Below are 26037 nucleotides of genomic sequence, written 5' to 3' on the forward strand. Positions count from 1 at the left end.
AGGGGCCGCGGGGGCGGGATCGCGGATCAGGGGGTGCCGAGGAGCAGCGGCTTGACGAGCGGGGCGCGGGCGAGCAGGGGGAGGAGCTCGGCGGCCGGGTACGCGCGGTGCGCGGTGACGCCGAGGGGGGCCGGGGCGAGCGGGATCAGCAGGTCGGCGCTCGGGCCGGCGTCGGCGCTGTGCAGCCAGAGCGCCGTCGCGTACTGGCCCGGGAAGGTCAGCAGTCTGGGCTGGTGGCGGACCCGGGAGCCCTGCGCCAGCTGCCAGGCCTGGCGCAGCGCCCGGACGGTGGAGTCCAGGTAGGGGCCGGCGGTGAAGTGGGAGAACGTGTGGCCCTCGATGTCCAGCACCACCTCGGCCGCGGCGGCCACGTCGGCGCCGTCCTTGATCAGGAAGCGCCAGCCCGTCCGCCGGGCGGCGGTGAGCTCGGGGCGCGGGCCGTCCAGGACGTGGACGGCGAGCGGGTGCGCGGGCAGCAGGGGGCCGGCCGGGTGGCGCAGCGCTGCGGCGGCGGGCTGGCGCAGCGCGGTCTCCGAGTCGAGTGCGGCGAGGACCGCGCGCAGGGCGCTGGGTGGGGGTTGCGGGGTCTGCAGAGTCATGGCGAGGTCGCCTCTCCGTGCGAGATCGGCGTGCGAGTGCGGCATACCGGCGTGGCGCGGTGTGTCATCGGTGACGGGACCTGGCCGTGTCCGGTTGTGCAGGATCGCGGTGCCGGCGCGGTCGCCGCCCTGGACGGGGCCTCGGGGCGGGGAGCGGACCGGCCGGAGCGCAGTGCGAATTCTATCGAACAGGTGCGCAGGGTGACCTGTTTATCACAGGCGGTGGCGCCGGGCAAGTCGGCAGATGCGATGAATAGTCGTCAGTTTCCTTGCATTGCAAGCCCGTACACGCCTTCGGGTATCGATCTTCCGGGTGGGCATGATGTCTGGCACGGTCGGTCGGCCGGTGGCTCAGGAGGAGGGGACCATGGGCGAGAAGGTCGTGGCGACGCGCGCGGATCTGGCGGACCGGCAGCTGTACCGACGAAAGCTCCAGGCCTGCCTCGACGCGCTGGGGCGGATGCTGCGCGAGGACCGCTTCGACCGGCCGCGCGCGGTGATGGGCGTGGAGATCGAGCTCAACCTGGCCGACGAGCAGGGCCTGCCGGTGATGCGCAACGCGCAGGTGCTGAGCTCGATCGGCTCCAGCGACTTCCAGACCGAGCTGGGCCGGTTCAACATCGAGGTGAACATCGCACCGCACCGCTTGTGCGGGCACGTCTTCGAGGAACTGCGCGAGGAGATCGACACCGGGCTGCGCTACGCCGACCGGCGGGCGGCCGAGGCGGGCGCGCGGATCGTCATGGTGGGCATCCTGCCGACCCTGGAGCACGACCACACCGGGCTGGACGCGATGTCCCACAACCAGCGGTACAGCCTGCTGAGCGACCAGATCCTGGCCGCCCGCGGTGAGGACATCTCGCTGGACATCGAGGGTGTCGAGCGCCTCCAGCTGGACTCGATCACCATGGTGGCGGAGGCGGCGGCGACCTCGCTGCAGCTGCACCTCCAGGTGACGCCGCAGCGGTTCTCCTCCGTGTGGAACGCGGCCCAGGCGATCTGCGGGCCGCAGCTCGCGCTAGGCGCGAACTCGCCGTTCCTGTTCGGGCGGGAGCTGTGGCGCGAGACCCGGCCGGTGTTGTTCCAGCAGGCCTGCGACACCCGTTCGGCGGAGCTCAAGGCGCAGGGCGTACGGCCGATCACGTGGTTCGGCGAGCGGTGGGTGGACTCGGCGTACGACCTGTTCGAGGAGAACCTGCGGTACTTCCCGGCACTGCTGCCGATCTGCGACGACGAGGACCCGCTGAAGGTGCTGGCCTCCGGCGGCGCGCCGCGGCTGGCGGAGATGCGGCTGCACAACGGGACGATCTACCGGTGGAACCGGCCGGTGTACGACGTGAGCGGCGGTGTGCCGCACCTGCGGGTGGAGAACCGGGCGCTGCCGGCCGGGCCGACGGTGGCCGACACGCTGGCGAACGCGGCCTTCTACTACGGGCTCGTCCGGGTGCTGGCCGAGCAGCCGCGGCCGGTGTGGAACAGGCTGCCGTTCGAGCGGGCGGACGAGAACTTCCGGCAGGCGGCGCGGTACGGCATCGACGCCGTCCTCCAGTGGCCGCGGTCGGGCCGGGCCGGGCGCGGCGGCGGGCTGACCACGGTCTCCGCCGTCGACCTGGTGCTGGGCGAGCTGCTGCCGATGGCGTACCAGGGGCTGGACGAGTGGGGCGTGGAGCCGGCCGATCGGGACCGCTACCTGGGGATCATCGAGCAGCGGTGTCTGCGGCGGACCAACGGCGCGGCCTGGCAGAGCGCGACCTTCCACCGGTTGCGGGAGCAGTACGGGATGGACCGGTCGGCGGCGCTCGCGGCGATGACCCGGCGGTACATCGAGCACATGCGGGGCGGCGAGCCGGTGCACACGTGGCCGGTGGGGTGAGTCCGCCCGCAGGGCCGGCCCTGGTCGGGTGACGTGGTGGCTGTGTCAGGATGAGCGCTCCGGTGGTCGGCCGACCACCGGAGCGCCGACCGCTGGGCTGGAGCTCGCCCGTGACCACCGTCCCGACCGAACCGCAGACCGTGCTGCCCACGCGCCGCCTGCTCGGCGCCGAGCTGCTGATCGTCCTCGGGCTGTCGCTCGGGGCCAGCGGCATCAGCGCGGTGATCGACTTCGCGGGCTCGCTCACGGCGCCGCTCGCGCTCGGCCGACAGGTCGCGACGCTGAACGGTTCGCGGGCGCCCGGGCGGCCGTGGCTCGACCTGGTGTGGCAGCTGTACTACATCGGGCGCGGGCTGATGCCGGTCGTGCTGGTCGGCCACCTGCTGGTGCGCGAGGGCGCCGCGCTGCGGATACTGGGCTTCGACCTGCGGCAGAAGCTGCGCGACCTCGGGCGGGGCGCGGCCGTCGCCGCCGCGATCGGCGGGTCCGGGCTGCTGCTGTACCTGGCCTCGCAGGCGGCCGGGTTCAACCTGAAGGTGGCGCCGTCGGGGCTGCCGGACGTGTGGTGGCGGGTGCCGGTGCTCGTCCTGTCCGCGTGGCAGAACGCGATCCTGGAGGAGGTCGTCGTCCTCGGCTACCTGCTGCGCCGGCTCGGGCAGTTGGGGTGGTCGTGGCCGGCGGCGGTGGTGGCGAGTTCGGTGCTGCGCGGCACGTACCACCTGTACCAGGGGGTGGGCGGGCTGGTCGGCAACATGGTCATGGGCGCGGTGTTCTGCCTGGCGTACCGGCGGTGGGGGCGGGTGATGCCGCTGGTGGTGGCGCACGCGCTGATCGACACGGTGGCCTTCGTCGGGTACGCGCTGCTGGCCGGGCGGGTCGGTTGGCTGCCGACCCCTTGACGGGGTTGAGGGGGAGCCTGACCTGGGTGCGGGGCGGGCGGGTGAGGAGGCGGTCGACGTGGTGGCGTTCCAGGCCCTGGCCGGGGTCGACCGGCATGAGGAGGCGGTCGCGGCGCCAGAAGGAACTGCGGACCAGGCGCCGGGGGATGACATCGTCCACCCAGGCGAACGGGCGGCCTCCGGCGTACCGCAGCAGTGGGGCCCACTTGCGGGCGGAGAACAGCTCCATGAGGGGGACGCGCGGGTCGCCGGCCTGCGGGACGTAGCCGGTGAAGCGGACGAACGGGAGCTCGGGCAGGCCGATCGCGGGGGCGATGTGGGTGTTGGCGTGCTCCTCCCAGGTGGTGGCCCACACCAGCTCGTACGTGTCGGCGAGTTCGCGCAGCCAGTCGCCGTGGCGGGCGGAGAGCAGGACGGAGTAGCCGACCAGGGTGTGGGCGTCGAACCCGGCGTCCGGGTGGGGGCAGACCGGGTTGAGGACGCCGTCGACGTCCAGGAACAGCAGCGGCTTCGGCACCAGTGGCCCCCCAGGTGGCGGTGATCGACTCGACTCGTCGGACGAACCGCGCACACCGGTGGTTGCGTACCGGCGGGCGCACGCGGGGCGCATGGGGCGCTCATTCGAGGTCGAGCCCTACCCGAGGTGGCCCCGGAGGAAGGTGAGGGTGCGGCGCCAGGCGGTGCGGGCCTGGAGGGGGTCGTAGGTGCCGAGCGGGTTCTCGTCGTTCATGAAGGCGTGTCCGGCGGGGTAGAAGTGGATCTCGGGGCGGATGTCGGTGGCCTCGCCGATGCGGGTCGCGGCCTCGTCGACGGCGGTCATCGGGATGGAGCGGTCGTGTTCGCCGAAGTGGCCGAGGACGTGGGCGGTGAGGCCGCGGTAGTCGAAGTCCGGGTCGGGCGGGAGCCCGTAGAAGGGGACGGCGGCGGCCACCTTGTCGCCCGCGCGGGCGGCCAGGAGCAGCGCGAAGCCGCCGCCCATGCAGAAGCCGACCACGCCGACCGCGTCGCCGATGACGCCGTCCAGCGAGAGCAGGTGGTCGACGGCGCCCGAGAGGTCCGCCACGGCGCGCTCGACGGGCAGTTCGCGCTTGAGGCGGGCGGCTTCGGCGCTGTCGTGGGTCGTGGCGCCGCCGAACAGGTCGGGCGCGAGGACGGTGAACCCCTCGGCGGCGAAGCGGTCGGCCATCGTGGCGATGTGGGAGGTGAGGCCCCACCACTCCTGCACCACCACCAGGCCCGGGCCGACGCCCTGGGGCGGGCGGGCCAGGTAGCCGTGCGCGGTGCGGCCGTTGCTCGGGAAGGTGACGTTCTGCCGGGAGCCGCCCTGGTCAGGCATGGCTTCCTCTCAGTGGGTCGGGGCCGCGCGCGGCGGTCGTTGGGACGGGGGCATCGGGAGGGGGACGTCGGGCCGGAGGGTGCGTCAGCCCATCTCCTCCAGGGCGCGGCCCTTGGTCTCCTTGATGCAGAAGGCCACGAACGGGATGGAGAGCAGGGCGAAGGCCGCGTAGATGGCGTACGTCGCCGAGAGGTTCCAGTCGGCGAGGTCGGGGAAGCTCACGGTGATGGCCCAGTTGGCGATCCACTGGGCCGAGGCGGCGACGGACAGGGCGAGGGCGCGGATCCGGTTGGGGAACATCTCGCCGAGCAGCACCCAGACCACGACGCCCCAGGAGAACGCGAAGCAGAGCACGAAGACGTGCGCGGCGACCAGGGCGACGGTGGCGTGGGCGTTGTCGAGGGTCGCGGTGTCGCCGGTGCCGTGCCGGTAGGAGAACGCCCAGGCGGCGGCGGCGAGCGCGAGCGCCATGCCGGCCGAGCCGGCGAGAGCGAGCGGCCTGCGGCCGATCCGGTCCACCAGCACCATCGCGATGACCGTGCCGATCACGTTGATGATCGAGGTGGAGAGGCTGATCAGCAGCGAGTTGGACTCGTTGATGCCGACCGACTGCCACAGGAAGGACGAGTAGTAGAAGATCACGTTGATGCCGACGAACTGCTGGAACACCGAGGCGCCGATGCCCACCCACACGATCGGCAGCAGGCCGAAGCGGCCGCCGAGCAGGTCCTCCGCGCGCGGCTTGCGCGTCGACTCCAGCACCGCGCGGATCTCCGCGACCCGGGCGTCCAGGTCGACCCCCTCGCCCTCGACCTCCTGCAGCACCTTGCGGGCCTGCGCCTCGCGGTGGTCGGCGATCAGGTAGCGCGGCGACTCCGGGATGGCGAGCGCCATCAGCCCGTACACCAGCGCCGGGACGGCCTCCACGCCGAGCATCCACTGCCAGGCCTGGACGCCGCCGAGGTGGCCGGTGGACTCGCCGCCGGCGGCCTGGTTGAGCGCCCAGTTGGCGAGCTGGGAGACGGTGATGCCGAGCACGATCGCCATCTGCTGGAACGACGCGAGCCGGCCGCGGTAGGCGGTGGGGGCGACCTCGGCGATGTAGGCGGGGGCGATGACGGAGGCGATGCCGATCGCGACACCGCCGACCACGCGCCAGGCGGCGAGCAGCTGGATGGTCGGCGGGAACATCGAGCCGACGCCGCTGATCGCGAAGAGGGTCGCGGCCAGCAGCATCGTCCGCACCCGGCCGAGGTGGTCGGCGAGCCGGCCGGCGGCCACCGCGCCGGCGGCCGAGCCGAGCAGCGCGATGGCCACGACGAAGGCCGTCTCGCCGTTGCCCACCCCGAAGTGCTTCTGGATGCCGGTGACCGCGCCGTTGATCACGGCGCTGTCGTAGCCGAACAGGAAGCCGCCCATCGCCGCGGCCGCGGAGATGAACACGACGTGTCCGAGGTGGGCATCTCCGGGGGCGGACCGGGTGTTGAGTGTGGACACGCGCGCTCCCCGAGTGGACGGACCCGGCCGGCGGGGGTGGCGGTGCGCGGAGCGCCGGTTCCGTCGAGCGGGCAGGGTTCGTCTCACATTCGACCAGCGGCGGGGGCCGAAGGCCCGGTTTCGCGGGCCGATCGGGTGATGCGGTGTCAGACCGCGGTCGTCCCGGTCGGGCGGTGGTGGCCCGGTGTCAGGGTGCTGGATGGTCAGACGGTGCGTCGCTGGTGGCGGCGCAGCAGCTGGGTGCGGGCCAGGGCGTCCTGGCCGCCGCCGCGTTCGGCGAGGCGTTCGGCGATCGCGTACTGCGCGTCGGCCGGCTTCTTGTCGTCGTACTTGAACTTGGCGCGCACCTGGAGGACCGTCAGGCGCAGCCCGCGCAGGCCCGGGAGCAGCCTGGCGAACTCGCCCTCGCCCGGGACGACCCGGGTGTCGGGGGTCTCGGGCTGGAAGTGGGCCAGCTGGCGGTTGAGGATCTCCGCCTTGCCCGCGGCCGACTCCACGATCTCCGCGGTGCAGTGGAAGTGGACGGACGCGTAGTAGCTGGTGGGCGTGCCGGGTGCGCCGCGCCAGTGGCCGGGCGCGAAGGCGTAGCCGTCGGTGACCGCGAGGGTGACGTGCGGGTCGGCCCGGACGGCGGCCAGCAGCGGGTTGGGCGCGGCGAGGTGGAGCAGGATCTCGCCGCGGTCGGCGTCGAGGAGGAAGTGCGTCGGGACCAGGACCGGGCCCTCGGCCTGCCCGCCGTTCGCGGCGAGCAGGCCGAAGTCCCGGCCCTCGGCGAGCCAGGCGCGCCATTCGGTCTCGTCGCCGCGGTCCCATGAGCGGATCAGCATGGCCGGTTCGCCTTCGTCAGCGGGTCAGGTCGCGGATGTGCGCGGGCATCGCGACGGTGGTGGAGGCGGTCGGGGCGGGCGTGCCGAAGCCGCTGGTGACGGGTATGACACCGGCCCAGTGGGGCAGGTCGACGTCGTCGGGGTCGTCGGTGGCGCCGTCGTCGCGGGTCTTCGCGGAGACCTCGTCCAGGTCGAGGCGGATCACGGCGGTGGCGGCGAGCTCCTTGGCGTTGGCCGGGCGGACCTCGGCGGAGCGGCCCGGGACGGTCTGGTCGACCAGCGCGTCCAGCGCGACGTTCAGCTCTTCCGGGTCGGTGACCTGGTGGGCGGTGCCGTGGGCGACCACCGAGCGGAAGTTGACCGAGTGGTTGAACGCGGACTTGGTGAGCACGAGCGCGTCGACCAGCGTGACGGTGACGCAGACCCGAAGGCCCCCGTCGTCGCCGGCGCGGCGCATCGGGCGGCTGCCGGTGGAGCCGTGGATGTAGAGGCGGTCGCCGACGCGGGCGTAGACGGTGGGCAGGACGACCGGCGCGCCGTCGGCGACGAAGCCGAGGTGGCAGAGGTAGGTGCTGTCGAGGATCGCGTGGATGGCGTCCCGCTCCCAGGTGGCGCGGTCCTTGTAGCGGGTGGGGGTGGTGCGCGGGGTGCGGGCGTAGCTCTCGGGAGTCTCGGCTGTGACATTCTCTGCGGCGACCGACATGACAGACCCCTATGTATTAGTGCATAATTTGCTTTGTGCTAGGAGACTATCCGCTGGAAGGGCGACGCGCCAGCGAAATCGCGGCCCACATCGAACGGGGCGTCAGCGGCGGGCAGCTCGCGCCCGGAACCGCGCTCCCCCCGCTGCGCGACCTCGCCGCCGAGCTCGGCGTCAACCCCAACACCGTCGCCGCCGCCTACCGGCTGCTCCGCGACCGCGGCGTGATCGAGACCGCCGGCCGCAAGGGCAGCCGCATCCTTCCCCGGCCCGCCCTCACCCCCCGCGACCAGATCCGCGTGCCCGTGCCCCCGCACGCCCGCGACCTGTCCGCCGGCAACCCCGACCCGGCCCTCCTGCCCGACCTCGCCCCGGCGCTCCTGGCCGCGGCGGCGGGCCCCGAACCCGTCCTCTACGGGCACCCCGCCATCGACCCCGGGCTGCTCGCCCTCGCCCGCGCCTCCTTCGAGGCCGACGGGCTGCCCGGCGGCCCGATCGCCGTCGCCTCCGGCTCCCTCGACGCCGTCGAGCGCATCCTCGGCACCTGGCTGCGCCCCGGCGACGCGGTGGCCGTCGAGGATCCGGGCTGGGGCAGCCTGCTCGACCTGCTGCCGGCGATGGGCCTGCGGCCCGCACCCGTCCGGTTGGACGACGAGGGCCCGCTGCCCGAGTCGCTCGCCGCGGCGCTCGACGAGGGCGCGCGCGCCGTCATCGTCACTAGCCGGGCGCAGAACCCGACCGGGGCGGCGCTCACCGCCGCCCGGGCCGAGGCGTTGCGGGGGGTGCTGGCCGGACACGCCGGCGTGCTGCTGATCGAGGACGACCACGGGCACGGCATGGTCGACCAGCCCTACCACCCGCTGGCCGGCGCCGGTTCGCGGCACTGGGCGGTCGTGCGTTCGGCTGCCAAGGCGTACGGACCCGACCTGCGACTGTCGGTCGCGGTCGGCGACGAGGACACCATCGGGCGGGTCTCCGGGCGGCTGCGGCTCGGCGCGGGCTGGGTCAGCCACCTGCTCCAGCGGACCGTCGCCGAGCTCTGGCGCACCGATGCGGCGCCCGTCGCCAGCGTGGCCGCCGCCTACCGGGCCCGCCGGGACGCGCTGCTCGGCGAGCTGGCGGTGCGCGGGATCGCGGCGCACGGCGAGAGCGGGCTGAACGTCTGGGTGCCGGTGCCGGACGAGACCTCCGTGCTCACCGCGCTGGTGCAGCGCGGGTGGGTCGCGGCGCCCGGCGCGCGGTACCGGCTCCAGTCGCCGCCCGGGATCCGGATCACCACGGCCGACCTCCGGCCGGCCGAGGCGCCGCAGTTGGCCGAGGACCTCGCCGCTGTGCTCGGCGCGGGCGGGGGCGGGGGCGGGTCGCGGCTCGTGTGAGCGGGGCGTGGGCGGATCGCGGGTTGTGGCTCGCGGCTCGTGCGAGCGGGGCGTGGGCGGTAGCGGCCCGCGCAGCCGGACCGGCACCGACCTTGCTTGGACGGGGAGTTCGTACGACCCGAGCACCGTCTACGGCGCCACCGCCGCGAGCGGCTGCGACCGCTCGGACGTCGCCGAGGTGATCGGCGCGTCCGCGGTGGCCGACAAGCAGATCAACCTGGCCTGCTCGGGGGCCGTCACCGACAACGTCTTCCGCGCGTCCAGCGGCGCCGGCGCGCTTCCTCGACGGCGGGCTCAACACCACCCAGGGCGCGCTGCAGGAGTCGATGCACCCGAACTACTACCGGCAGCAGGCGCTGGGGAGTTGCCTGGCCCAGCTGTGGGCGCGGACCACCGGGAACTACGCGTGCCGCAACACGGCGGGGCAGGACGCGAGCGGGATGCACCTGACCGCCGAGTGACGTGACGCGGCCCCTCGCCTCCCGCGTGAACGGGGGCGAGGGGCCTTCGGCTGTGTCAGCCCTTGGCGAGCAGGGCCTGGGCGTGAGCGCGGACCTGATCCTTCGTCAAGTAGGCGTCGGTGTACTCGAAGTCGTGCATTCGGGCGGGCTGGCGGGCGAGGAAGCCGGTGCGCACGAAGTCGTCGCCGGCGGTCGCGTTCAGCAGCCAGTTGGCGCCCACCCGGAACTTCGCCGCGTTGGTGCGCATCGCCATCAGGTGGTAGCCGCGGGCCACCAGTTGGGCCGGCACCCCGCGCAGGTCGACGCCGACCGGCTTGGACACCGCGTCCTTGCCGCCCAGGTCCACCACCAGGCCCAAGTCCTTGTGGTAGTAAGGCTCCAGCGGCTGGTGGTGGAGCAAGGCGATCACGTTGTTCGCCACCGCGCGGCCCTGCCGGGCGGAGTGCTGGGCGGTGGGCGGGCACACCGCGCCGTCGCCCTTGGCGAGGTCCGGGACGGCCGCGGCGTCGCCCAGCGCGAACACGCCCTCGAACTGGGGCACCCGCATCTCCGCCGTCACCGCGACCCGGCCCCGGACCGTCTCCGCGTCCAGCGTGCCGATCAGCGGGCTCGCGGTGACGCCCGCCGTCCAGATCAGCGTCCGGCAGGGGAGCACCCGGCCGTCGGTGAACTTGACCGACTCGGCGCCGACTTCGGCCACCGAGACGCCCAGCGACACCTCGATGCCGCGCCCCCGCAGCACCTCCAGGGCGGCCGTGCCGAGGACGTCGCCGAGCTCGGGCATGAGCTTCGGGGCGATGTCGATCAGGTGCCACTTGATCTGGCGGGAGTCCAGGCGCGGGTAGCGGCGGGCCGCGGCGGTGGTGAGGCGCTGCAGGCAGGCGGCCGTCTCGGTGCCCGCGTAGCCGCCGCCGACCACGACGAACTGCAGGCGGGACTCGCGCTCGTTCTGGTCCAGGGTGGTGGAGGCGAGGTCGAGTTGGGCGATCACGTGGTCGCGGACGTAGACGGCCTCGGCGAGCGTCTTCATGCCGCGGGCGTAGTCGGTGAGGCCCGGGATGTCGAACGTGCGGGTGACGCTGCCGGGGGCGAGCACGAGGATGTCGTACTTCAGCGCGATCACCTCGTCGGTGATCTTCCGGACGACGCAGACCTTGGACACCGGGTCCACACCGATGGCACCGCCGGGGACGATGTGGGTCCGGCGCAGGCTGCGGCGCAGCGAGACCGCCACGGACTGCGGGGTCAGGACGCCGGCGGCGACGTGCGGCAGCAGCGGCAGGTAGAGCTGGTAGCTGAACGGCGTGACCAGCGATATCTCGGCCTCGGAGGGCGCCAGTTTGTGTTCGAGGCGGCGGGCGCACTCCAGGCCGGCGAAGCCACCGCCCACGATCAGGATCCGGGGTCGTTCCATCGCTCATCCCTTTACCGTGCAGGTCGTACCGGGAGGGTGCTCATTGCTCTTCGCCACACTCGCACGGAGCAGCGGCGGCTGCCACCGGGGCGGGGCGGATGGGGCCGCTGCACGGGGCTCGGGGCTCGGGGGTTGGGGGCAGGGCTGGTTGCCATCGGCGGGTGAGGCGGTCGGGGGCGGGCGTGGGTGGCGGGTGGGGTTTTGGCGGGGCACCGATAGGGTGTTGGTGTGCTACCCGAGGTGACGGCGGTCCGGTACGTGACGCCACTGCGAGAAGGCGGTTCGATGCCCGGCCTGGTCGAGGCCGACGACCGGCGGCTGTACGCGCTGAAGTGGGTCGGTGCCGCGCAGGGGCGCAAGGCGCTGGTCGCGGAGGTGCTGGCCGGCGAGCTGGGCCGGCGGCTCGGGCTGCCGGTGCCGGAGCTGGTGACGGTCGACCTGGACCCGGTGCTCGCGCGCAGCGAGCCGGATCCGCAGATCCAGGACCAGATGCGGGCCAGCGGCGGGACCAACCTCGGCATGGCGTTCGTCAGCGGGGCGCTGAACTTCGATCCGCTGTGTTTCGAGGTCGATGCGGGCCTGGCCGGGCGGGTGCTCTGGTTCGACGCGCTGATCGGGAACGTCGACCGGTCCTGGCGGAATCCCAACCTGCTGGTGGCCACCGGCGGGCTGCGGCTGATCGACCACGGCGCGAGCCTGATCTTCCACCACAACTGGGCGGGCGCCGCCGCGTGGATCCGCCGTCCGTACGACGCCTCCGACCATGCGCTGCTGCGCTTCGGACCGGACCTCGCGGCGGCGGACAAGGACCTCGCGCCGCTCGCCGAGGCGGCGATCGCGCAGGCCGTGGCGCGGATCCCGGACGTCTGGCTCGAGGACGAGCCGGGCTTCGACTCGCCGGACGCGGTGCGCGCCGCGTACCGCACCCAGCTGACCGCGCGACTGGCCGGTCCGCGTGACTGGCTGCCGGAGGTTCCCGCATGACCGCGTCGATGCCGCCCGCCCTGCCGGCCACCGTCGAGCTGCACGACTACGAGTACGCCGTGATCCGTGCCGTGCCGCGGGTCGAGCGCGGAGAGTGCGTCAACGTCGGCGTGCTGCTGTACTGCCGGCAGAGCGCGCAGCTGGCCGCCCGGACGCACCTGGACCAGGCCCGGCTGCTGGCCCTGGACCCGGTGGCGGACGTGCACGGGGTGCGGCGGGCGCTGCACGGGATCGAGGCGGTGTGCGCGGGCGGTCCGCAGGCCGGTCCGGCGGCTTCGGACAGCCCGGGTCAGCGGTTCCGCTGGCTGACGGCACCGCGCAGCGCGGTCGTCCAGCCGGGGCCGGTGCACACCGGGCTGACCGCGGACCCGGAGGCGGAGCTGCGGCGGCTGTTCGACCAGCTGGTGCTCTGACGGCGCTCGGAGCGGTCCGTGTGCGCGCCGTCGATTCGCCGAGCGGTTGATTCCACGACGGTTGCCGTGGTCAAAGCTTGAGTTGCTGAAGCACTCGGCCGTACCCTGGTTCCATGGGTTCGACAGCGACGACGACCGTACCGACCAACGCCGAGCTGATGGAGGCGTTGGCCGCCGTCGGCGCCGCGTATTTCCAGGACTTCGCGGCGGCCGCGGCCCGGCACGGGCTCTCCTCCTCGCAGGCCAAGGCGCTCGGCGCGGTGCAGGAGCCGGTGCCGATGCGGGCGCTGGCCGGGCGGCTGGGCTGTGACGCCTCCAACGTCACCGGGATCGTCGACCGGCTGGAGTCGCTCGGGCTCGCCCACCGCGAGGCGGCGGCGGGCGACCGGCGGGTGAAGATCGTCGTGATCACGGACCAGGGCCGGGACATCCTGACCCGCATCCGCGGCGAGATGGCGCGCACCCACCAGGCGTTCGAGGCGATGACGGACGAGCAGCGCGTCTCCCTGCACTCGATCTGCGCGCAGGTGCTGCCGGTGCTGGCCGGCCGGACGGGCGGCGCGCAGTAGCACCGCCCGTCCTCGCCGGGTCACAGGAGCGGGGCGATCGCCTCCGGTAGCGGGGCGTGGTGGAGCAGGGTCAGGCCGCGGGTCGCGCGGGTGAGCGCCACGTAGAGATCCCGGCCGGACCGGGCGAGGATCGCGGCGGGTTCGATCACCACGACGGTGTCGAACTCCAGCCCCTTGGACGCGGCGACCGTCAGGACGCCGAGCTCGTCGGCCAGGTCGTCCGGGGCGATCACGCCGACCGTGCCCGCGGTGGCGGGCAGGCGGGCCAGGGCGGCGGCCCAGTCGGCGTCCGGGACGTGGGCGGCGCGCGGGCGTTCGCTGCCGGGGCGGACGGACTCGGGTGGTCGCCGGTCGGGGTCGGTGCTGCGCAGGACGGCTTCGGCGACGGCCATGATCGGTGCGGGCGTGCGGTAGTTGACCGTGAGCCGCTCCTCGCGCCAGCGGCCGGGCAGGTGCGGGTCGAGCATCTCGGCCCAACTGCGGGCGCCCGCAGGGGATCCGGTCTGGTCGAGGTCGCCGACGATGGTGAGCGAGGCGGCCGGGACGCGGCGCAGCACGGCGCGCCAGGCCATCGCGGAGAGTTCCTGGGCCTCGTCGACGATGACGTGGCCGTAGGCCCAGGTGCGGTCCGCGGCGGCGCGTTCGGCGGTGGAGCGGTACGGGCCGTCGTCGTGGAAGCGGCCGGCCAGCACGATGGCGTCCAGGAGGACGTCGTCGGTCTGGTCGGTGATGGTCAACACGCCTTCGGCGTAGGCGATTTCGTCGTCCGGGTCGTCCTCGGTGCGGGCAGTGAGGGCGGGCTCGCCGAGGAGTTCGACGGCCTCGTCGAGCAGAGGGACGTCGTCGACCGTCCACGGGCGGCCGGGCGGGCGCAGCAGGGCGGCGGCGTGGTCGGGGTCGACGTCGGCGAGAACGGCGGGGTCGGCGATCAGGGCGGGGTCGGTGAGGAGCCGGTCGACGAGCACGTCCGGGGTGAGCAGCGGCCACAGTGGGTCGAGCGCGGCCCGGACGTCCGGGCGGTCCCACAGCTCACGCGAGGCGTAGTGGGCCTCCTCGTCGTCGTACGGGCGGCCGAGGGCGAGCGCCTGGGAGACGGCGAGGGCGTCGAGCAGGGTGCGCAGGTAGAACGTGCGGGCCCGGTTGTGCGGGAGACGCAGGGCGCGGGCGGCGTCCCGGGCCTCGGCGCAGGCGCGGGCGGACAGGCGCAGGCCGTCGCCCAGGTCCAGGCCGTCGGCGGGGGCGCACTGGTGGGCGGCGACGGCGCGGCGGAGGAGCCCGGGCATCCACGGGCCGCCCTTGGCGACGGCGGTGGCGGCCCGGTCGGCGGTGTTGGCGGTGACGCCGGGGTGGAGCTCGCCGACGGTGCGCAGCACGACCTCGGCCTCGCCGAGGGCCGGCAGCACCTCGTCGATGTAGCGCAGGAAGCCCGCGCCCGGGCCGATGACGAGGACGCCCCGGCGTTCGAGCGCGGCGCGGTGGGTGAACAGCAGGTAGGCGGCGCGGTGCAGGGCGGTGAGGGTCTTGCCGGTGCCGGGGCCGCCCTGGACGACCAGCGCGCCGGGCAGTGGGGCGCGGATGACGCGGTCCTGCTCGGCCTGGATGGTGGCGACGGCGCCGGCCATCTTGCCGGTGCGCTCGCGGGCGAGGGCGGCGAGCAGGGCGGCCTCGCCGACGAGGACGGGTCGCTGGTGCGGCGCGTCCGGCCCGGAGCCGGCCAGGCGGGCCAGGTCGAGCGCCTCGTCGTCGAGGCCGGTGAGGACGCGGCCGCGGGTGTGCAGGTGGCGGCGGCGGACGACCTCGCCGGGGTCGGCGGGGGTGGCGGTGTAGAAGGGCCGGGCGGCGGGGGTGCGCCAGTCGAGGAGGAGGGGTTCGTAGGCGTCGTCGGCCAGGCCGGTGCGGCCGATGTAGTGGACGGTGCCGTCGCGTTCGTCCAGCCGGCCGAAGCAGAGGCCGCGCTCGACGGCCTCCAGCTGCGCGGCCCGGCGCGCGGCCTCGCGGGCGCGTGCCTCGCGTTCGAGCCGCGCTTGGTGGGTGCCGCCCGCGCCGACCCCGTCGTGGGCGTGGTCGCGGGTGCGGCGGGCCCGCTCGCGGACGGTGTCCAGGCGGGCGTAGAGCCGGGTGAGGCGGGCCTGTTCGGTGCGCAGGGCCTCGGCGAGGGTGGTTTCCGGGTCCGGGTCTTCGGGGGCCGGGGCTTCGGTGAGGGGCGGTTCCGCTGGAGTTCCATGCATCGGTGTGGTATCCTTGCGGTGAGAAGGTTGTAGCGCTTCATATAAAAGGCGCTCAACTGGCCCAACCTACCCCATCCGCCGACGTCCGGCGTGACCTCGGCTGTTAGGCTTGCGAAGCGTGAGCGCGAAGCCCCAGATCCCCAATGTCCTGGCCTCCCGGTACGCCTCTGCGACCCTGGCCCAGCTCTGGTCCCCCGAGCACAAGGTGGTCCTCGAGCGCCACCTGTGGCTCGCCGTCCTGAAGGCCCAGCAGGACCTCGGTGTCGAGGTGCCGTCGAACGCCGTCGCCGACTACGAGCGGGTGATCGACCAGGTCGACCTCGGCTCGATCGCCGCCCGCGAGCGGGTCACCCGGCACGACGTCAAGGCCCGGATCGAGGAGTTCAGCGAGCTCGCCGGCCACGAGCAGATCCACAAGGGCATGACCTCGCGGGATCTGACCGAGAACGTCGAGCAGCTGCAGATCCGCCAGTCGCTCGAGCACGTGCGCGACCGCACGGTGGCCGTGCTGGTGCGCCTGGCCCGGCTGGCCGCGCTCCACTCCGAGCTGGTCATGGCCGGCCGCTCGCACAACGTCGCCGCGCAGGCCACCACGCTGGGCAAGCGCTTCGCGTCGATCGCCGACGAGCTGCTGGTCGCCTTCCGCCGACTGGAGGAGCTGATCGCCCGCTACCCGCTGCGCGGGATCAAGGGCCCGGTCGGCACCGCCCAGGACATGCTGGACCTGCTGGGGGGCGACACCGGGAAGCTGGCCGAGCTGGAGCGCCGGGTCGCCGGGCACCTCGGCTTCGAGAACGTGCTCACCAGCGTCGGCCAGGTCTACCCGCGCTCGCTGGACTTCGAGGTGCTCACCGCCCTCGTCCAGCTGGCCGCCGCGCCGTCCAGCCTGGCCAAGACCATCCGCCTGATGGCCGGCCACGAGCTGGTGACGGAGGGCTTCAAGGAGGGTCAGGTCGGCTCCTCCGCGATGCCGCACAAGATGAACACCCGCTCCTGCGAGCGCGTCAACGGCCTGGCCGTCATCCTGCGCGGCTACGCGTCGATGACCGGCGAGCTGGCCGGCGACCAGTGGAACGAGGGCGACGTCTCCTGCTCGGTGGTGCGCCGGGTCGCGCTGCCGGACGCGTTCTTCGCCTTCGACGGCCTGCTGGAGACCTTCCTGACCGTCCTCGACGAGTTCGGCGCCTTCCCGGCCGTCATCGAGGCCGAGCTGGACCGCTACCTGCCGTTCCTCGCCACCACCAAGGTGCTGATGGGCGCGGTGCGCGCGGGCGTCGGCCGGGAGACCGGCCACGAGGTCATCAAGGAGCACGCCGTCGCCTCCGCCCTCGCGATGCGTGCGGGCGCCCGGGAGAACGAGCTGCTGGACCGTCTGGCCGCCGACGAGCGGATCCCGCTGGACCGGGCCGCGCTGGACGCGTTGCTGGCCGACAGGCTGTCCTTCACCGGCGCGGCCGGGGCGCAGGTGGCCGAGGTCGTCCGCCAGGTCGAGGCCGTCGCCGCGGCCTACCCGGAGGCGGCCAAGTACGCGCCGGGCGACATTCTCTGACGCAGCATTCCCTGACGCAGTGTCAGGTTGCCGAGGGCTCTGCCACTCAAGGACCGGTGGCGGGGCCCTCGTGCGTGTGGACGTGGCCGGGGTCGAGGGGCGGGGTGGTACCGCAGCACCACTCGGTGTCCGGCTCGGCGACCGGATGGTCCTCGGGGGCCAGCACGTTGCCGCGGACGGTGGCGAAGGCGGTGAGCGCGCCCGCCGTCAGGAGCCCGGCGCAGATCAGCATCGCGGTGTGGAAGGCGCCGTCGACGGCGGACGGCACCCGGTAGGCGTCGCCGCTCAGGCCCGCCAGGGCCGGGAGGGCGGCGACCGCGAGCAGGCCGGCCGCGCGGGCGGCGGCGTTGTTGACGCCGCTCGCGATGCCCGCGTGCCGCACCTCGACGGCCGCGAGGACGGTCGCCGTCAGCGGGGCGACGAGCAGCGTCATGCCGCAGCCCATCACGGTGACGGCGGGCAGGACGTCCGCCCAGTAGGAGGATCCGGCGCCGGCGCGCAGCATCAGCAGCACCCCGGCGGCGCACAGCAGGGGGCCGACGGTGAGCGGGATCCGTGGGCCGATCCGCTTGCCGAGCCGTGCGGCGCGCGAGGACAGCGCCAGCATCAGCACGGTGATCGGGAGCAGGGCCAGACCGGAGACCAGCGGCGAGAAGCCGGCGACGATCTGCAGCTGCACGACCAGCAGGAAGAACACGCCGCTGAACGCCGCGTACACGCAGAGGGTCACCAGGTTCACGGCCGTGAAGAGCCGTGAGGAGAACAGGCCGAGCGGCAGCATCGGTTCGGGGGCGCGGCGCTCGACGGCGAGGAAGGCCGCGCCGAGGGCGAGCCCGAGCACGCCGGTGACCCAGACGGCGGGGGAGAGGCCCTCGCCGGCCGCCGTCAGCGCGTAGGTGAAGGTGCCGAGCGCGAGGGCGGCGAGCAGCGAGCCGAGCACGTCGAAGCGGCCGGAGGCGCTCTCGTCCCGGCTCTCGGGGACGTAGCGGGAGGCGACCGCGATGACGGCGGCGGCGAGCGGCAGGTTGAGCAGGAAGATCCACCGCCAGCCGGGGCCGTCCACCAGCCAGCCGCCGACGAACGGGCCGACGGCCGCCGACACGCCGCCGAGGCCGGACCACAGTCCGACCGCGGCCGAGCGGTCGTCCGGGTGGAAGACCGCCTGGAGCATGGCGAGCGAACCGGGCGTCAGCAGCGCGCCGCCGATGCCCTGGACGGCGCGCGCGGCGATCAGCACCTGGATGTTCGGCGCGGCGGCGCAGGCCGCGGAGGCGGCGGCGAACCAGACCACGCCGAGCAGGAACACCCGGCGCCGTCCGTAGCGGTCGCCGAGTGCGCCGCCGAGCAGGATGAGCCCGGCGAGCGTCAGCAGATAGGCGTTCAGCGTCCACTGCAGGGACGCGAGGGTGGCGCCGAGATCGGCCCCGATGCGGGGCAGGGCGACGTTCACCACGGTGCTGTCGAGCAACGCCATGCTGGAGCCGAGCACCGTCGCCAGGAGGACCCAGCGTCCCTGCGTGGTGCCCAGGCGCAGGGTGCCGGCCTTGGTTGTGGTCACGGCCCGATCCTCCGCCCGGTGGGGTGGACGTGACAAGGGTCACCGGCGGCGCGTTCGGGGATGGCGGCGGGTGATCGGGTGGTCGCGGAGGGGTGGTCGCATCGGCGCACAGTGGCGGAACGACTGCCAGGAGTGAATGGATTGTGCACGTACTGTATTGCGGATCATTCGGAGCGTCATCGCGGAGGGCGGGGTTGTCGTGGGTTCGAGAGATCGACATTGCTTCACCCGGACGGATGAGTTTTAGTTCAGCGACCGACCGGCCAGCCCGGACGGATCCACCGGGTGGAACGCCGAGTCCTGCCGCTGCCCGGTGGCTCGAACTGAGCTCTGTACGGCAGGAGCGGGGGACCCACAGGTAAGACGCCGGACCGGAATCCGCGCTTTGGGCGCGGCAGTCCAGGACCGGCTTGGGGTGAAGCCGCGCGTGCGGCCGGGCAACTCCAGCCCGAACCCGACAGCTCACCTCGCAGGCGTCGGAGAGGAATCTTCCATGCCTGCACTGGCTCGTCGTATCACCCTGCCCCGCGCCGCCCGCATCGGCATCGCCACCGCCGTGACCGGGGTCTCCTTCGTCCTCCCCCTCGTGACCACGATGAGCGCCCAGGCCCACACCGCCGCCCCCACTGTCGTGTCCGCCGCCGTGGTCCAGCCCGCCAAGGCGGTCGCCGCCGCTCCGGCCGCCGCGGTCACCTCCGGTTACGTCGCCCCGCTCGCCAAGCCGGTGCTGGGCGAGGCGTACGGCGTGGCCGGCACGATGTGGGCCTCCGGCCACCACACCGGCCAGGACTTCATCTGCTCCACCGGTACCCCGGTGCGCGCCGTCGCCGGCGGTGTCGTGGTGAAGGCCGGCAACGGCGGCGCCTACGGCAACGAGGTCGAGATCCGGCTCGCCGACGGCAAGTACGCGCAGTACGCGCACCTCTCCTCGATCGGCGTGTCGGTCGGTCGGGCCGTGACCGTCGGCCAGCAGCTCGGCCTCTCCGGTGCGACCGGCAACGTCACCGGCCCGCACCTGCACTTCGAGATCCGCACCGGGCCGGAGTACGGCTCGGACATCAACCCGGTCACCTACCTCCGGGCGCACGGCGTCGCGCTCTGACCCTTGACGGGGTGATGCCCCTGACGGGGCGACGGACCACCGCGGGTGCGGGGCGAAACGATCAACCGGGATGGTCATGTCGGGTGACCGCTCGACCGGTGATCGCCGCACCGGCGGACATGGGCGCGGGACACGCCCAGGCCGGCCCGGCTCGCGAGACCTTCCTCGCGAGCCGGGCCGGCCGCTGCCGTTCCGGGCTCTCCCGGCCCCCGGGTCAGCCCTGACCGGACCCGTGCCGCGGGGGCGTCTTCGGCGGAGGTGTCGGAGCGCCCGGCAGCCGGACCGTCGCGACGGTGCCGCCGGCGGCACCGTCGGGCGCGAGCGTCACCTCGCCGCCGGTGGCACGGACGGTGCGGGCGACGATCGCCAGTCCCAGGCCGGATCCGGGCAGTTGGCGGGCGGACGGGGAGCGCCAGAAGCGGTCGAAGACGTGCGGGAGGTCCTCGGCGGCGATGCCGGGGCCCCGGTCGCGGACGGCGAGCGCGCCGTTCGTCAGCGAGACGTCGATCCGTCCCCCCGGCGGGCTGAACTTCACCGCGTTGTCGAGCAGGTTGATCACGGCGCGCTCCAGTGCGTGCGGGTCGGCGCGGACGTACCAGGGGTCCAGGTCGACGGTGAAGGCGAGCCCGGGGCCGCGCAGTTCGGCCCGTTCGACGGCGCGGGCGGCGACGTCGTGCAGGGCGACGAGGGGCAGCGGCTTCGCGCCGCGGGCGTCGGCCGGGCGGGAGAGTTCGAGCAGGTCGCCGATGAGGGTGGAGAGTTCCGTCATCTGCGCCTTCATGTTGCCGAGGATCCGGGTGCGGGTCGCCTCGGGCAGCGGGCGGCCGGACTCCTCGCTGCGGATCAGCAGGTCGACGTTGGTGCGCACGGAGGCCAGTGGGGTGCGCAGTTCGTGGCCGGCGTCGGCGATGAGCCGGGCCTGGCTGTCCAGCGAGCCGACGAGGGCGGTGCTCATCGCGTTGAAGGCCTCGCCGAACCGGGCGATCTCGTCGTGGCCGGACACCTCGATCGTCATGCCCGGCTCCTGGGTGCGGGCGATGTGCTGGGCCGCGCGGGTGAGGCGGTCGACCGGGCGCAGGGCGGTGCGGGCGATCCACAAGGCGCCCGCGGCGGCGAGCGCGATGACGACGGCCGCGGCGCCGGCGGTGATCAGGGCGAGTTCGGTGAGCGCGTCCTGCACCGGTTCGAGCGGCTGGGCGATCGCCACGGCGGCGGTGGGTACGGCCTCGCCGAACCCCGCGGGGCCGATGCTGACCACGTAGACGCGCACCGGGGTGCCGTCGGCGGTCTGGCCGTCGCGGAACAGCGAGGCGGCGTGCGCTCCGGTGCTCCCGCTCCCCGCGATCTGGAGGTCCTCCGGGGCGACGGCCACGGCGCGGGGGTCGTTCTGCGGGCAGGAGGTGCCGTCGGCGACGATCACCGTGGGGAGGATGCCTCCCTTGGGCATCCACGGCTGCCCGGCCGTGCCGTGGCACAACTCGGTCAAGGCCTTGATCTGCTGGCCGTTCGGGGGCCGGTCGCCCGGCATCCACGAGCGGGCCAGGGTCCGATCGACCTGGTTGACCATTTCATTGCGTGCGACGAACCAGCCGGCCACGGCGCAGGCCACGACCGCCAGCGAGACGGCGGCCGCGGTGAACAGCGCGAGCCGGCCGCGGAGTGTCATCCGGCCGAACCACCGTGGCCTGTCCGGTCTTTCTTCGCCCTTTGCCGTCATGGCTCCATTTCCCCCCGGTGCGTGTCCATCGTCGGGCCACGATCCACCGCGACCGTGAGACCCCGATGAGAACCACCTGACGCGGAGATCAAGAGAGGCGTTCGCACATTCCCGGCGGAATCGTTCGTTGACGTCCAGGACGTTGTCCGTCCCCGGAACCGCGACGGACCAGCGGCCGTTGCCGGCGTCGGTGACCTTCCACTGCCGGGAGGCCCGGTCCGCGTGCCAGTCACCAGGAGGTCGACGGCCGCGATGGCCGCAGGTGCGGCGGGCTGTCGGGACGGCCGGGATTCGGCGAGAATCGGGGGAACCCGGCCCCCGGACCCGGCAGGAGGACCCAGCCCATGACCTCGACCCGCTCCGGCCCCGACTGGCTGGCCGACGCCGTCCTCTACCAGATCTACCCGCAGACCTTCGCCGACTCCGACGGCGACGGCATCGGCGACTTCGCCGGCATCGCCGAGCACCTCGACCACCTCTCCTGGCTCGGCGTCGACACGGTCTGGCTCAACCCCTGCTTCGCCTCGCCGTTCCGCGACGCCGGCTACGACATCACCGACTACCTCGCCCCCGCCCCGCGCTACGGCAGCACCGAGGACCTCGTGGCCCTGGTCGAGGCCGCCCGTCGCAAGGGCATCCGGATCCTGTTCGACCTGGTCGCCGGCCACACCTCCGACCGCCACCCGTGGTTCCTGGCCGCCGCCGAGGACCCGGCCGACCACCGCTACATCTGGTCCGACCGGCAGGTGGACGGTTTCGTCCCCTCGCCCGGCAGCCGTCCGGGCTTCTACCGCCCGAACTTCTTCGACTGTCAGCCCGCCCTCAACTTCGGCTACGCGCGCCCGAGTTCCGGCGAGCCCTGGCGTCAGCCGGTGGACGCCGACGGGCCGCGCGCCAACCGTGCGGCGCTGCGCGACATCATGTCCCACTGGCTCGGCCTCGGCGTGGCCGGCTTCCGGGTCGACATGGCCTACTCGCTGGTCAAGGACGACCCGGACCGGACCGAGACCAGGAAGCTCTGGACCGGGCTGCGCGACTGGCTCGACCGCGCCCACCCGCAGGCCGCCCTGTTCGCCGAGTGGGGCGACCCGGCCGCCGCCGTCTCGGCGGGCTTCCACGCCGACTTCTTCCTCCACTTCGGCGGCGCGGACCGTGGCCTGCCGCTGCGCTCCCTGTGGAACAACAACGGCGGTACGGTCGAGGAGTTCTGGAATCAGGACGCGTGCTACTTCGCGGCCGAGGGCCGCGGCACCCCGAGCGTGTTCCTCGACGCGTGGCGCTCCGCGGTCGAGCTCACCGAGGGCAGCGGCCACGTCGTGCTGCCCACCGCCAACCACGACTTCTCCCGTCTCGCCGCCGGCCCGCGCACCGCTGAGCAACTCCCGGCCGCCTTCGCGTTCCTGCTCACCTGGCCCACCCTGCCCGCCGTCTACTACGGCGACGAGATCGGCATGCGCTACGTGCCCGGCCTGCCCGACACCGAGGGCAGCACGCTCGGCCCGCGCTACAACCGGGCCGGCTCACGCACCCCGATGCAGTGGAGCCCGGGCCCGACCGCCGGCTTCTCCAGCGCTGCGCCCGAGCGCCTCTACCTGCCGGTCGACCCGGACCCGCACCGGCCGGACGTGCTCACCCAGCGCGCCGACCCGACCTCGCTGTTGCACACCGTCCGGCGCCTGATCGCGCTGCGCCGGGCGCACCCGGGGCTGGGCGCGTCGGGCGGGGTGGAGGTGCGGAACGCCGGGTACCCGCTGGTGTACACGCGGGCGGGGCGGTACCTGGTGGCCGTCAACCCGCGGCGCGAGCCGGGCGCGGTGCCGCTGGGGGACGGTGTGGCGGTGCGGCCGCTGGAGGTGCAGGGCGTGCGCGTGTCGGACGGGGAGCTGCGGGCGGACGGATTCGGGTACGGGGTGTTCGAGCTGGTGTGAGCCCTCGGGGGGGGCGGGTCGGCTTCCGATCCGTGCTGGATGGTTGTAAGGTACATCCATAGATGGTTGCATTTACCACCTTCATTGGTTGTATTTGCCACGCACGTAGCACAGCGTCATCGGAGGACGGTACGAACGCCATGAGCACCACACCCCGGAACCCCGCCGCAGCGCCCACCATGGGGCACTCGCTCAAACACCTCGCCGTCCACCTGATCACCCCGCTGCTGATGTGCCTCGGCATGGCACTCGCTTACCAGGGCGCCTTCCACCAGCCCGAGCCGCACCACCTCGAGGTCGCCGTCGTCGGCGCCGGCCCGCAGGCGCAGGGCCTCGCGCAGACGATCCAGGCCAAGGCCGGGGACGCCCTCGACGTCCGCACGCTGCCCGACCGCGCCGCCGCCGAGCAGCAGCTGAAGGAGCGCGACCTGGTCGGCGCGTTCGTCCCGGACGCCAGGAGCCCCGAGCTGATCGTCGCCAAGGGCAACTCGGACACCTCGGTCGTCGCCGCCACCGCCGTGTTCACCGACGTCACCGACCGGCAGGGCGTGCCGCTGCACGTCACCGACCTCACGACGCCCGCCAAGGGCGACCCGACCGGGCAGGGCCTGTTCTTCCTGCTCGTGGCGCTGAGCATCGGCTCGTACGCGAGCGTCGCCGTGATCGGCGCGGCGGGTGCGGCGCTGAGCGCGCGGATCCGGGCGCTCGTCGGCCTCGCCGTCTCGCTGGTGGTGAGCGTGATCGGGATCGTCACCGCCGGTCCGCTCTTCCACGTGGTCGACCACGACACGGCGGCGGTGTGGGCGCTGGGCTGGCTCTACTCGGCCGGCGTGATCTTCGTCGGGATCGGTCTGCACACCTTCCTGAAGAAGTGGACCACGCTGACGATGATGGTCCTGTTCGTGATGCTCAACTTCACGACCTCCGGCGGCATTTACCGCCCCGAGCTGCAGAACGGCTTCTTCGGCGCCCTGCACGGCTTCTGGACCGGTGCGGGCTTCCTGGAGGGCGCGCGCAGCATCCTCTACTTCGACGGCGGGGCGGGCCTCGGCGGGCACGTCGTGACCCTCGTGGTGTGGCTGCTGCTCGGCGGGGCGGCGATGGTGGCCGCGGCGATGCACGAGCGGCGTGGGCACCGTCCGGTCGAGGCCCCGCGGGCGGAGGCGGAGGCCGAGGAGGAGATGGAGGAAGCGGTCGCGGTCTGACACCATCTGGTGCGGGTGCGACTGGCCTGCCGGAGGAGGCGTGATGACCTTCAGGTCCGAAGGCCCCGGGACTGCGTGTGCGACGGCGGGCGGGTGAAGCAGCAGTCGCCGCACACACCGGCGCCCGGCCCCACGCGGTAGTACAGGCAGCAGCTGCGGCGCCGGAACGCCGTGCCGTGCGGGCCGGTGCGGAGCGTGCCCGTGCCGGCGAAGGGCGGGCGGTCCAGCAACTCGGCCACCAGCGTGCGGGCGGCGGTCGGGGCGTGCCCGTCCAGCACGCGCAGGGTGCCGGCGAGAGCGGATGCGGAGTTGCCGAGGAGCAGGCGCCCGGAGAGCGGGACGATCGACCGAACGGCTTCGGCCAGGGGCTCCAACTGTCCCGTGAGGACGACCTCGTGGAGCTGCTCCGCGAGCGGTCCGGTGGCGGGTGGGCTTTGCGGCGTCCACAGGTCGATCGGCCCCTGATCGGGGATCCGCATCCACGCCCGCTCCAGCGGCGGCACCGCCCCGAGAAGGACGGCCGCGCCCACGCCCACCGACCAGAAGCGCGCGACCAGGCCCAGGTGCAGGATCGACGCGGCGACCCGGAGTTCGGCGGTGCCGAGCCGCTGTGCCACGACGTGCACCCGCGCGGCCAGCGGCCCGTCCGGCCCGCCGTCGTGCAGCTCGTGCAGCGGCCGGTAGCCCGGGGGCGGGGCGTCGCCGGCGGAGGCGGCGGCGTCGAGGGCGAAGTACGGGCCGACGGCCGCGAGTCGGCGGAGGTCGGGCGCGGGCGCGGGCGCGGGGCTCACCGGGCATCCCCTGTGTGGCCGGTGAACCCCGCGCTCTGGTCGGGGAGTTCGGAGTCGGGCTGGGTGCTGTGGGGCCGGGTGGTGCTGGGCCGGGTGGTGCGGGCGGTCATCGGGCGGGCCTCCGAGGTCGGTCGGGCGGCCCGGCGGGGTCATCCCCGGACGGTGAAGCCGCCGCTGGTGGTGGGGAGGAACGCTATCGTGCCCTGGCAGTCCGAGACCGGCGCGCCGAACATGCCCCACACCCAGCCCACCCGGCCCGCGTGTCGCCCGTGCTTCTGCACGGTGAGCGTCACCTTCGCGCCCACCGGCGTCCGGCCCGGGAACCACGGAGCCTCGCCGCTGGTCACGACCCCGGTCGCGATCGCCTCCCGGCCGCCCACGCCCAGGCAGGTGATGTCGCCCGCGAAGTCGGCGACCAGTCGGCCGTCGGTGTGGACGTGGGTGACGTGGAAGTGCCCGCGGGTGGTGCGGGGGTCGGTGTTGACGTCGGCGCGGGCGTTCAGCTCGATCCGGACGCGGTCGCCCGGGAAGCCCGCGAAGGTGGTGGTCAGGACGGTTCCCGCGGCGCCGTGGACGCTGACCGGTCCGAAGCTGCCAGAGGGTTTGTCGACGGTGGCGCTCGCGGGCGCGGCGGCCGTGACGGTCGCGGCCAGGATGCAGAAGGCGGCTGCGGCGGTGGCGAGGCGGCGGTTCACGGTTCGTCCTCCCTCGGGTGGTGGGTAGGTCCGGGCCGGCCGGATGTGTCGGGAACCACTGTGCTCGCTGCGGCGGCGCCAAACCTCCCGCTGGGGAGTGGAGTTGGCTCCACCGCGAGGAGGAGGTGGCCTCCCCCGGGAGACCTGCCCGTAGGCCCGGGTGTGTGCGTACTGATCTTCCGCCCGGCGGGGGGCCGGTTGAACCGGCCGCGCTCGCGGCGCGGGCGGCTGGCGCATTGTGTGCAGCCTCCCGGGGAACTGGGGGCCGGGCGCGGGATCAGGCAACAGGTAACAGGTGACAGATTTCAGATTTTGA

At 73.6% G+C, this 26037-nt stretch carries 22 protein-coding genes, 1 pseudogene and 1 riboswitch; of the genes and pseudogenes, 11 read left to right on the plus strand and 12 right to left on the minus strand.

Annotated features, from left to right (window positions below):
* Window positions 1–26: 26 nt before the first annotated feature.
* Window positions 27–599 carry a hypothetical protein gene (locus ACWCXH_RS21870; RefSeq protein ID WP_449803101.1) on the minus strand — a complete coding sequence of 191 codons (573 nt, stop codon included), beginning with the start codon at window positions 597–599 and terminating at the stop codon, window positions 27–29.
* A gap of 367 nt (window positions 600–966) precedes the next feature.
* On the opposite strand from ACWCXH_RS21870, the gene ACWCXH_RS21875 reads away from it, so the two are divergent.
* Together ACWCXH_RS21875 and ACWCXH_RS21880 are read left to right on the plus strand one after the other, a co-directional pair.
* On the plus strand, window positions 967–2472 hold the full coding sequence (locus ACWCXH_RS21875; protein ID WP_449803102.1) for a glutamate--cysteine ligase: 1506 nt from the start codon (window positions 967–969) through the stop codon (window positions 2470–2472).
* A 110-nt stretch (window positions 2473–2582) separates the two neighbouring features.
* Window positions 2583–3371 carry a CPBP family intramembrane glutamic endopeptidase gene (locus ACWCXH_RS21880; protein ID WP_449803103.1) on the plus strand — a complete coding sequence of 263 codons (789 nt, stop codon included), beginning with the start codon at window positions 2583–2585 and terminating at the stop codon, window positions 3369–3371.
* A gap of 67 nt (window positions 3372–3438) precedes the next feature.
* Here ACWCXH_RS21880 and ACWCXH_RS21885 read toward each other — a convergent pair.
* The 5 genes and pseudogenes from ACWCXH_RS21885 to ACWCXH_RS21905 all read right to left on the minus strand — a co-directional run.
* Window positions 3439–3981, minus strand: a pseudogene (locus ACWCXH_RS21885) (HAD domain-containing protein); the annotation flags it as partial.
* Between the two features lie 24 nt (window positions 3982–4005).
* The gene (locus ACWCXH_RS21890) at window positions 4006–4707 is read right to left on the minus strand and encodes a dienelactone hydrolase family protein (RefSeq protein ID WP_449803104.1); all 702 of its coding nucleotides are present in this window, start codon (window positions 4705–4707) and stop codon (window positions 4006–4008) included.
* Window positions 4708–4791: 84 nt separating this feature from the next.
* Window positions 4792–6204 (minus strand): sugar porter family MFS transporter, encoded by a 1413-nt coding sequence (locus tag ACWCXH_RS21895; RefSeq protein ID WP_449803105.1) that lies wholly within the window; start codon window positions 6202–6204, stop codon window positions 4792–4794.
* Window positions 6205–6407: 203 nt separating this feature from the next.
* On the minus strand, window positions 6408–7031 hold the full coding sequence (locus tag ACWCXH_RS21900; protein WP_449803106.1) for an FMN-binding negative transcriptional regulator: 624 nt from the start codon (window positions 7029–7031) through the stop codon (window positions 6408–6410).
* A gap of 16 nt (window positions 7032–7047) precedes the next feature.
* Complete coding sequence (locus tag ACWCXH_RS21905; protein WP_449803107.1) at window positions 7048–7734, minus strand: pyridoxamine 5'-phosphate oxidase family protein; 687 nt, start codon at window positions 7732–7734, stop codon at window positions 7048–7050.
* 35 nt (window positions 7735–7769) lie between these two features.
* Here ACWCXH_RS21905 and ACWCXH_RS21910 point away from each other — a divergent pair, with 35 nt between their 5' ends.
* Window positions 7770–9107 carry an aminotransferase class I/II-fold pyridoxal phosphate-dependent enzyme gene (locus ACWCXH_RS21910; RefSeq protein ID WP_449803108.1) on the plus strand — a complete coding sequence of 446 codons (1338 nt, stop codon included), beginning with the start codon at window positions 7770–7772 and terminating at the stop codon, window positions 9105–9107.
* Window positions 9108–9433: 326 nt separating this feature from the next.
* A complete protein-coding gene (locus ACWCXH_RS21915; protein ID WP_449803109.1) occupies window positions 9434–9568 on the plus strand; it encodes a hypothetical protein in 135 nt (44 codons plus the stop codon).
* Between the two features lie 55 nt (window positions 9569–9623).
* Here ACWCXH_RS21915 and ACWCXH_RS21920 read toward each other — a convergent pair whose 3' ends face one another.
* Complete coding sequence (locus ACWCXH_RS21920) at window positions 9624–10982, minus strand: NAD(P)/FAD-dependent oxidoreductase (protein WP_449803110.1); 1359 nt, start codon at window positions 10980–10982, stop codon at window positions 9624–9626.
* 228 nt (window positions 10983–11210) lie between these two features.
* Between ACWCXH_RS21920 and ACWCXH_RS21925 the strand changes: the two genes are divergently transcribed.
* The 3 genes from ACWCXH_RS21925 (at window position 11211) to ACWCXH_RS21935 (ending at window position 12948) form a co-directional block, all read left to right on the plus strand.
* Window positions 11211–11966, plus strand: a complete 756-nt coding sequence (locus tag ACWCXH_RS21925) for a HipA family kinase (protein ID WP_449803111.1) — start codon at window positions 11211–11213, stop codon at window positions 11964–11966.
* Window positions 11963–12379, plus strand: a complete 417-nt coding sequence (locus ACWCXH_RS21930; protein WP_449803112.1) for a DUF3037 domain-containing protein — start codon at window positions 11963–11965, stop codon at window positions 12377–12379. The genes ACWCXH_RS21925 and ACWCXH_RS21930 overlap by 4 nt, the downstream gene beginning before the upstream one ends.
* Before the next feature lie 113 nt (window positions 12380–12492).
* On the plus strand, window positions 12493–12948 hold the full coding sequence (locus ACWCXH_RS21935) for a MarR family winged helix-turn-helix transcriptional regulator (RefSeq protein ID WP_449803113.1): 456 nt from the start codon (window positions 12493–12495) through the stop codon (window positions 12946–12948).
* Between the two features lie 20 nt (window positions 12949–12968).
* Here ACWCXH_RS21935 and ACWCXH_RS21940 read toward each other — a convergent pair whose 3' ends face one another.
* Window positions 12969–15176 carry a HelD family protein gene (locus ACWCXH_RS21940; RefSeq protein ID WP_449803114.1) on the minus strand — a complete coding sequence of 736 codons (2208 nt, stop codon included), beginning with the start codon at window positions 15174–15176 and terminating at the stop codon, window positions 12969–12971.
* Window positions 15177–15285: 109 nt separating this feature from the next.
* Here ACWCXH_RS21940 and purB point away from each other — a divergent pair, with 109 nt between their 5' ends.
* Window positions 15286–16725, plus strand: coding sequence for an adenylosuccinate lyase (purB, locus tag ACWCXH_RS21945; protein WP_449803115.1), 1440 nt, complete (start codon window positions 15286–15288; stop codon window positions 16723–16725).
* A 46-nt stretch (window positions 16726–16771) separates the two neighbouring features.
* Here the strand turns inward: purB and ACWCXH_RS21950 are convergent, their stop codons facing one another.
* On the minus strand, window positions 16772–18283 hold the full coding sequence (locus ACWCXH_RS21950) for an MFS transporter (protein ID WP_449803116.1): 1512 nt from the start codon (window positions 18281–18283) through the stop codon (window positions 16772–16774).
* 354 nt (window positions 18284–18637) lie between these two features.
* Window positions 18638–18774, plus strand: a riboswitch (cyclic di-AMP (ydaO/yuaA leader).
* 2 nt (window positions 18775–18776) lie between these two features.
* Here ACWCXH_RS21950 and ACWCXH_RS21955 point away from each other — a divergent pair.
* The gene (locus ACWCXH_RS21955; protein ID WP_449803117.1) at window positions 18777–19385 is read left to right on the plus strand and encodes a M23 family metallopeptidase; all 609 of its coding nucleotides are present in this window, start codon (window positions 18777–18779) and stop codon (window positions 19383–19385) included.
* 214 nt (window positions 19386–19599) lie between these two features.
* Here the strand turns inward: ACWCXH_RS21955 and ACWCXH_RS21960 are convergent, their stop codons facing one another.
* On the minus strand, window positions 19600–21051 hold the full coding sequence (locus ACWCXH_RS21960) for a sensor histidine kinase (RefSeq protein ID WP_449803118.1): 1452 nt from the start codon (window positions 21049–21051) through the stop codon (window positions 19600–19602).
* Between the two features lie 395 nt (window positions 21052–21446).
* Between ACWCXH_RS21960 and ACWCXH_RS21965 the strand changes: the two genes are divergently transcribed.
* Together ACWCXH_RS21965 and ACWCXH_RS21970 are read left to right on the plus strand one after the other, a co-directional pair.
* Window positions 21447–23030 carry an alpha-amylase family glycosyl hydrolase gene (locus ACWCXH_RS21965; protein WP_449803119.1) on the plus strand — a complete coding sequence of 528 codons (1584 nt, stop codon included), beginning with the start codon at window positions 21447–21449 and terminating at the stop codon, window positions 23028–23030.
* Between the two features lie 140 nt (window positions 23031–23170).
* The gene (locus ACWCXH_RS21970; protein WP_449803120.1) at window positions 23171–24235 is read left to right on the plus strand and encodes a hypothetical protein; all 1065 of its coding nucleotides are present in this window, start codon (window positions 23171–23173) and stop codon (window positions 24233–24235) included.
* A gap of 50 nt (window positions 24236–24285) precedes the next feature.
* On the opposite strand, the gene ACWCXH_RS21975 is transcribed toward ACWCXH_RS21970, so the two are convergent.
* Window positions 24286–25026, minus strand: a complete 741-nt coding sequence (locus tag ACWCXH_RS21975) for a (2Fe-2S)-binding protein (protein WP_449803121.1) — start codon at window positions 25024–25026, stop codon at window positions 24286–24288.
* A gap of 149 nt (window positions 25027–25175) precedes the next feature.
* Window positions 25176–25721, minus strand: a complete 546-nt coding sequence (locus ACWCXH_RS21980; protein WP_449803122.1) for a hypothetical protein — start codon at window positions 25719–25721, stop codon at window positions 25176–25178.
* Window positions 25722–26037: the final 316 nt, after the last annotated feature.

This window comes from Kitasatospora sp. NPDC001660 (assembly GCF_053596725.1).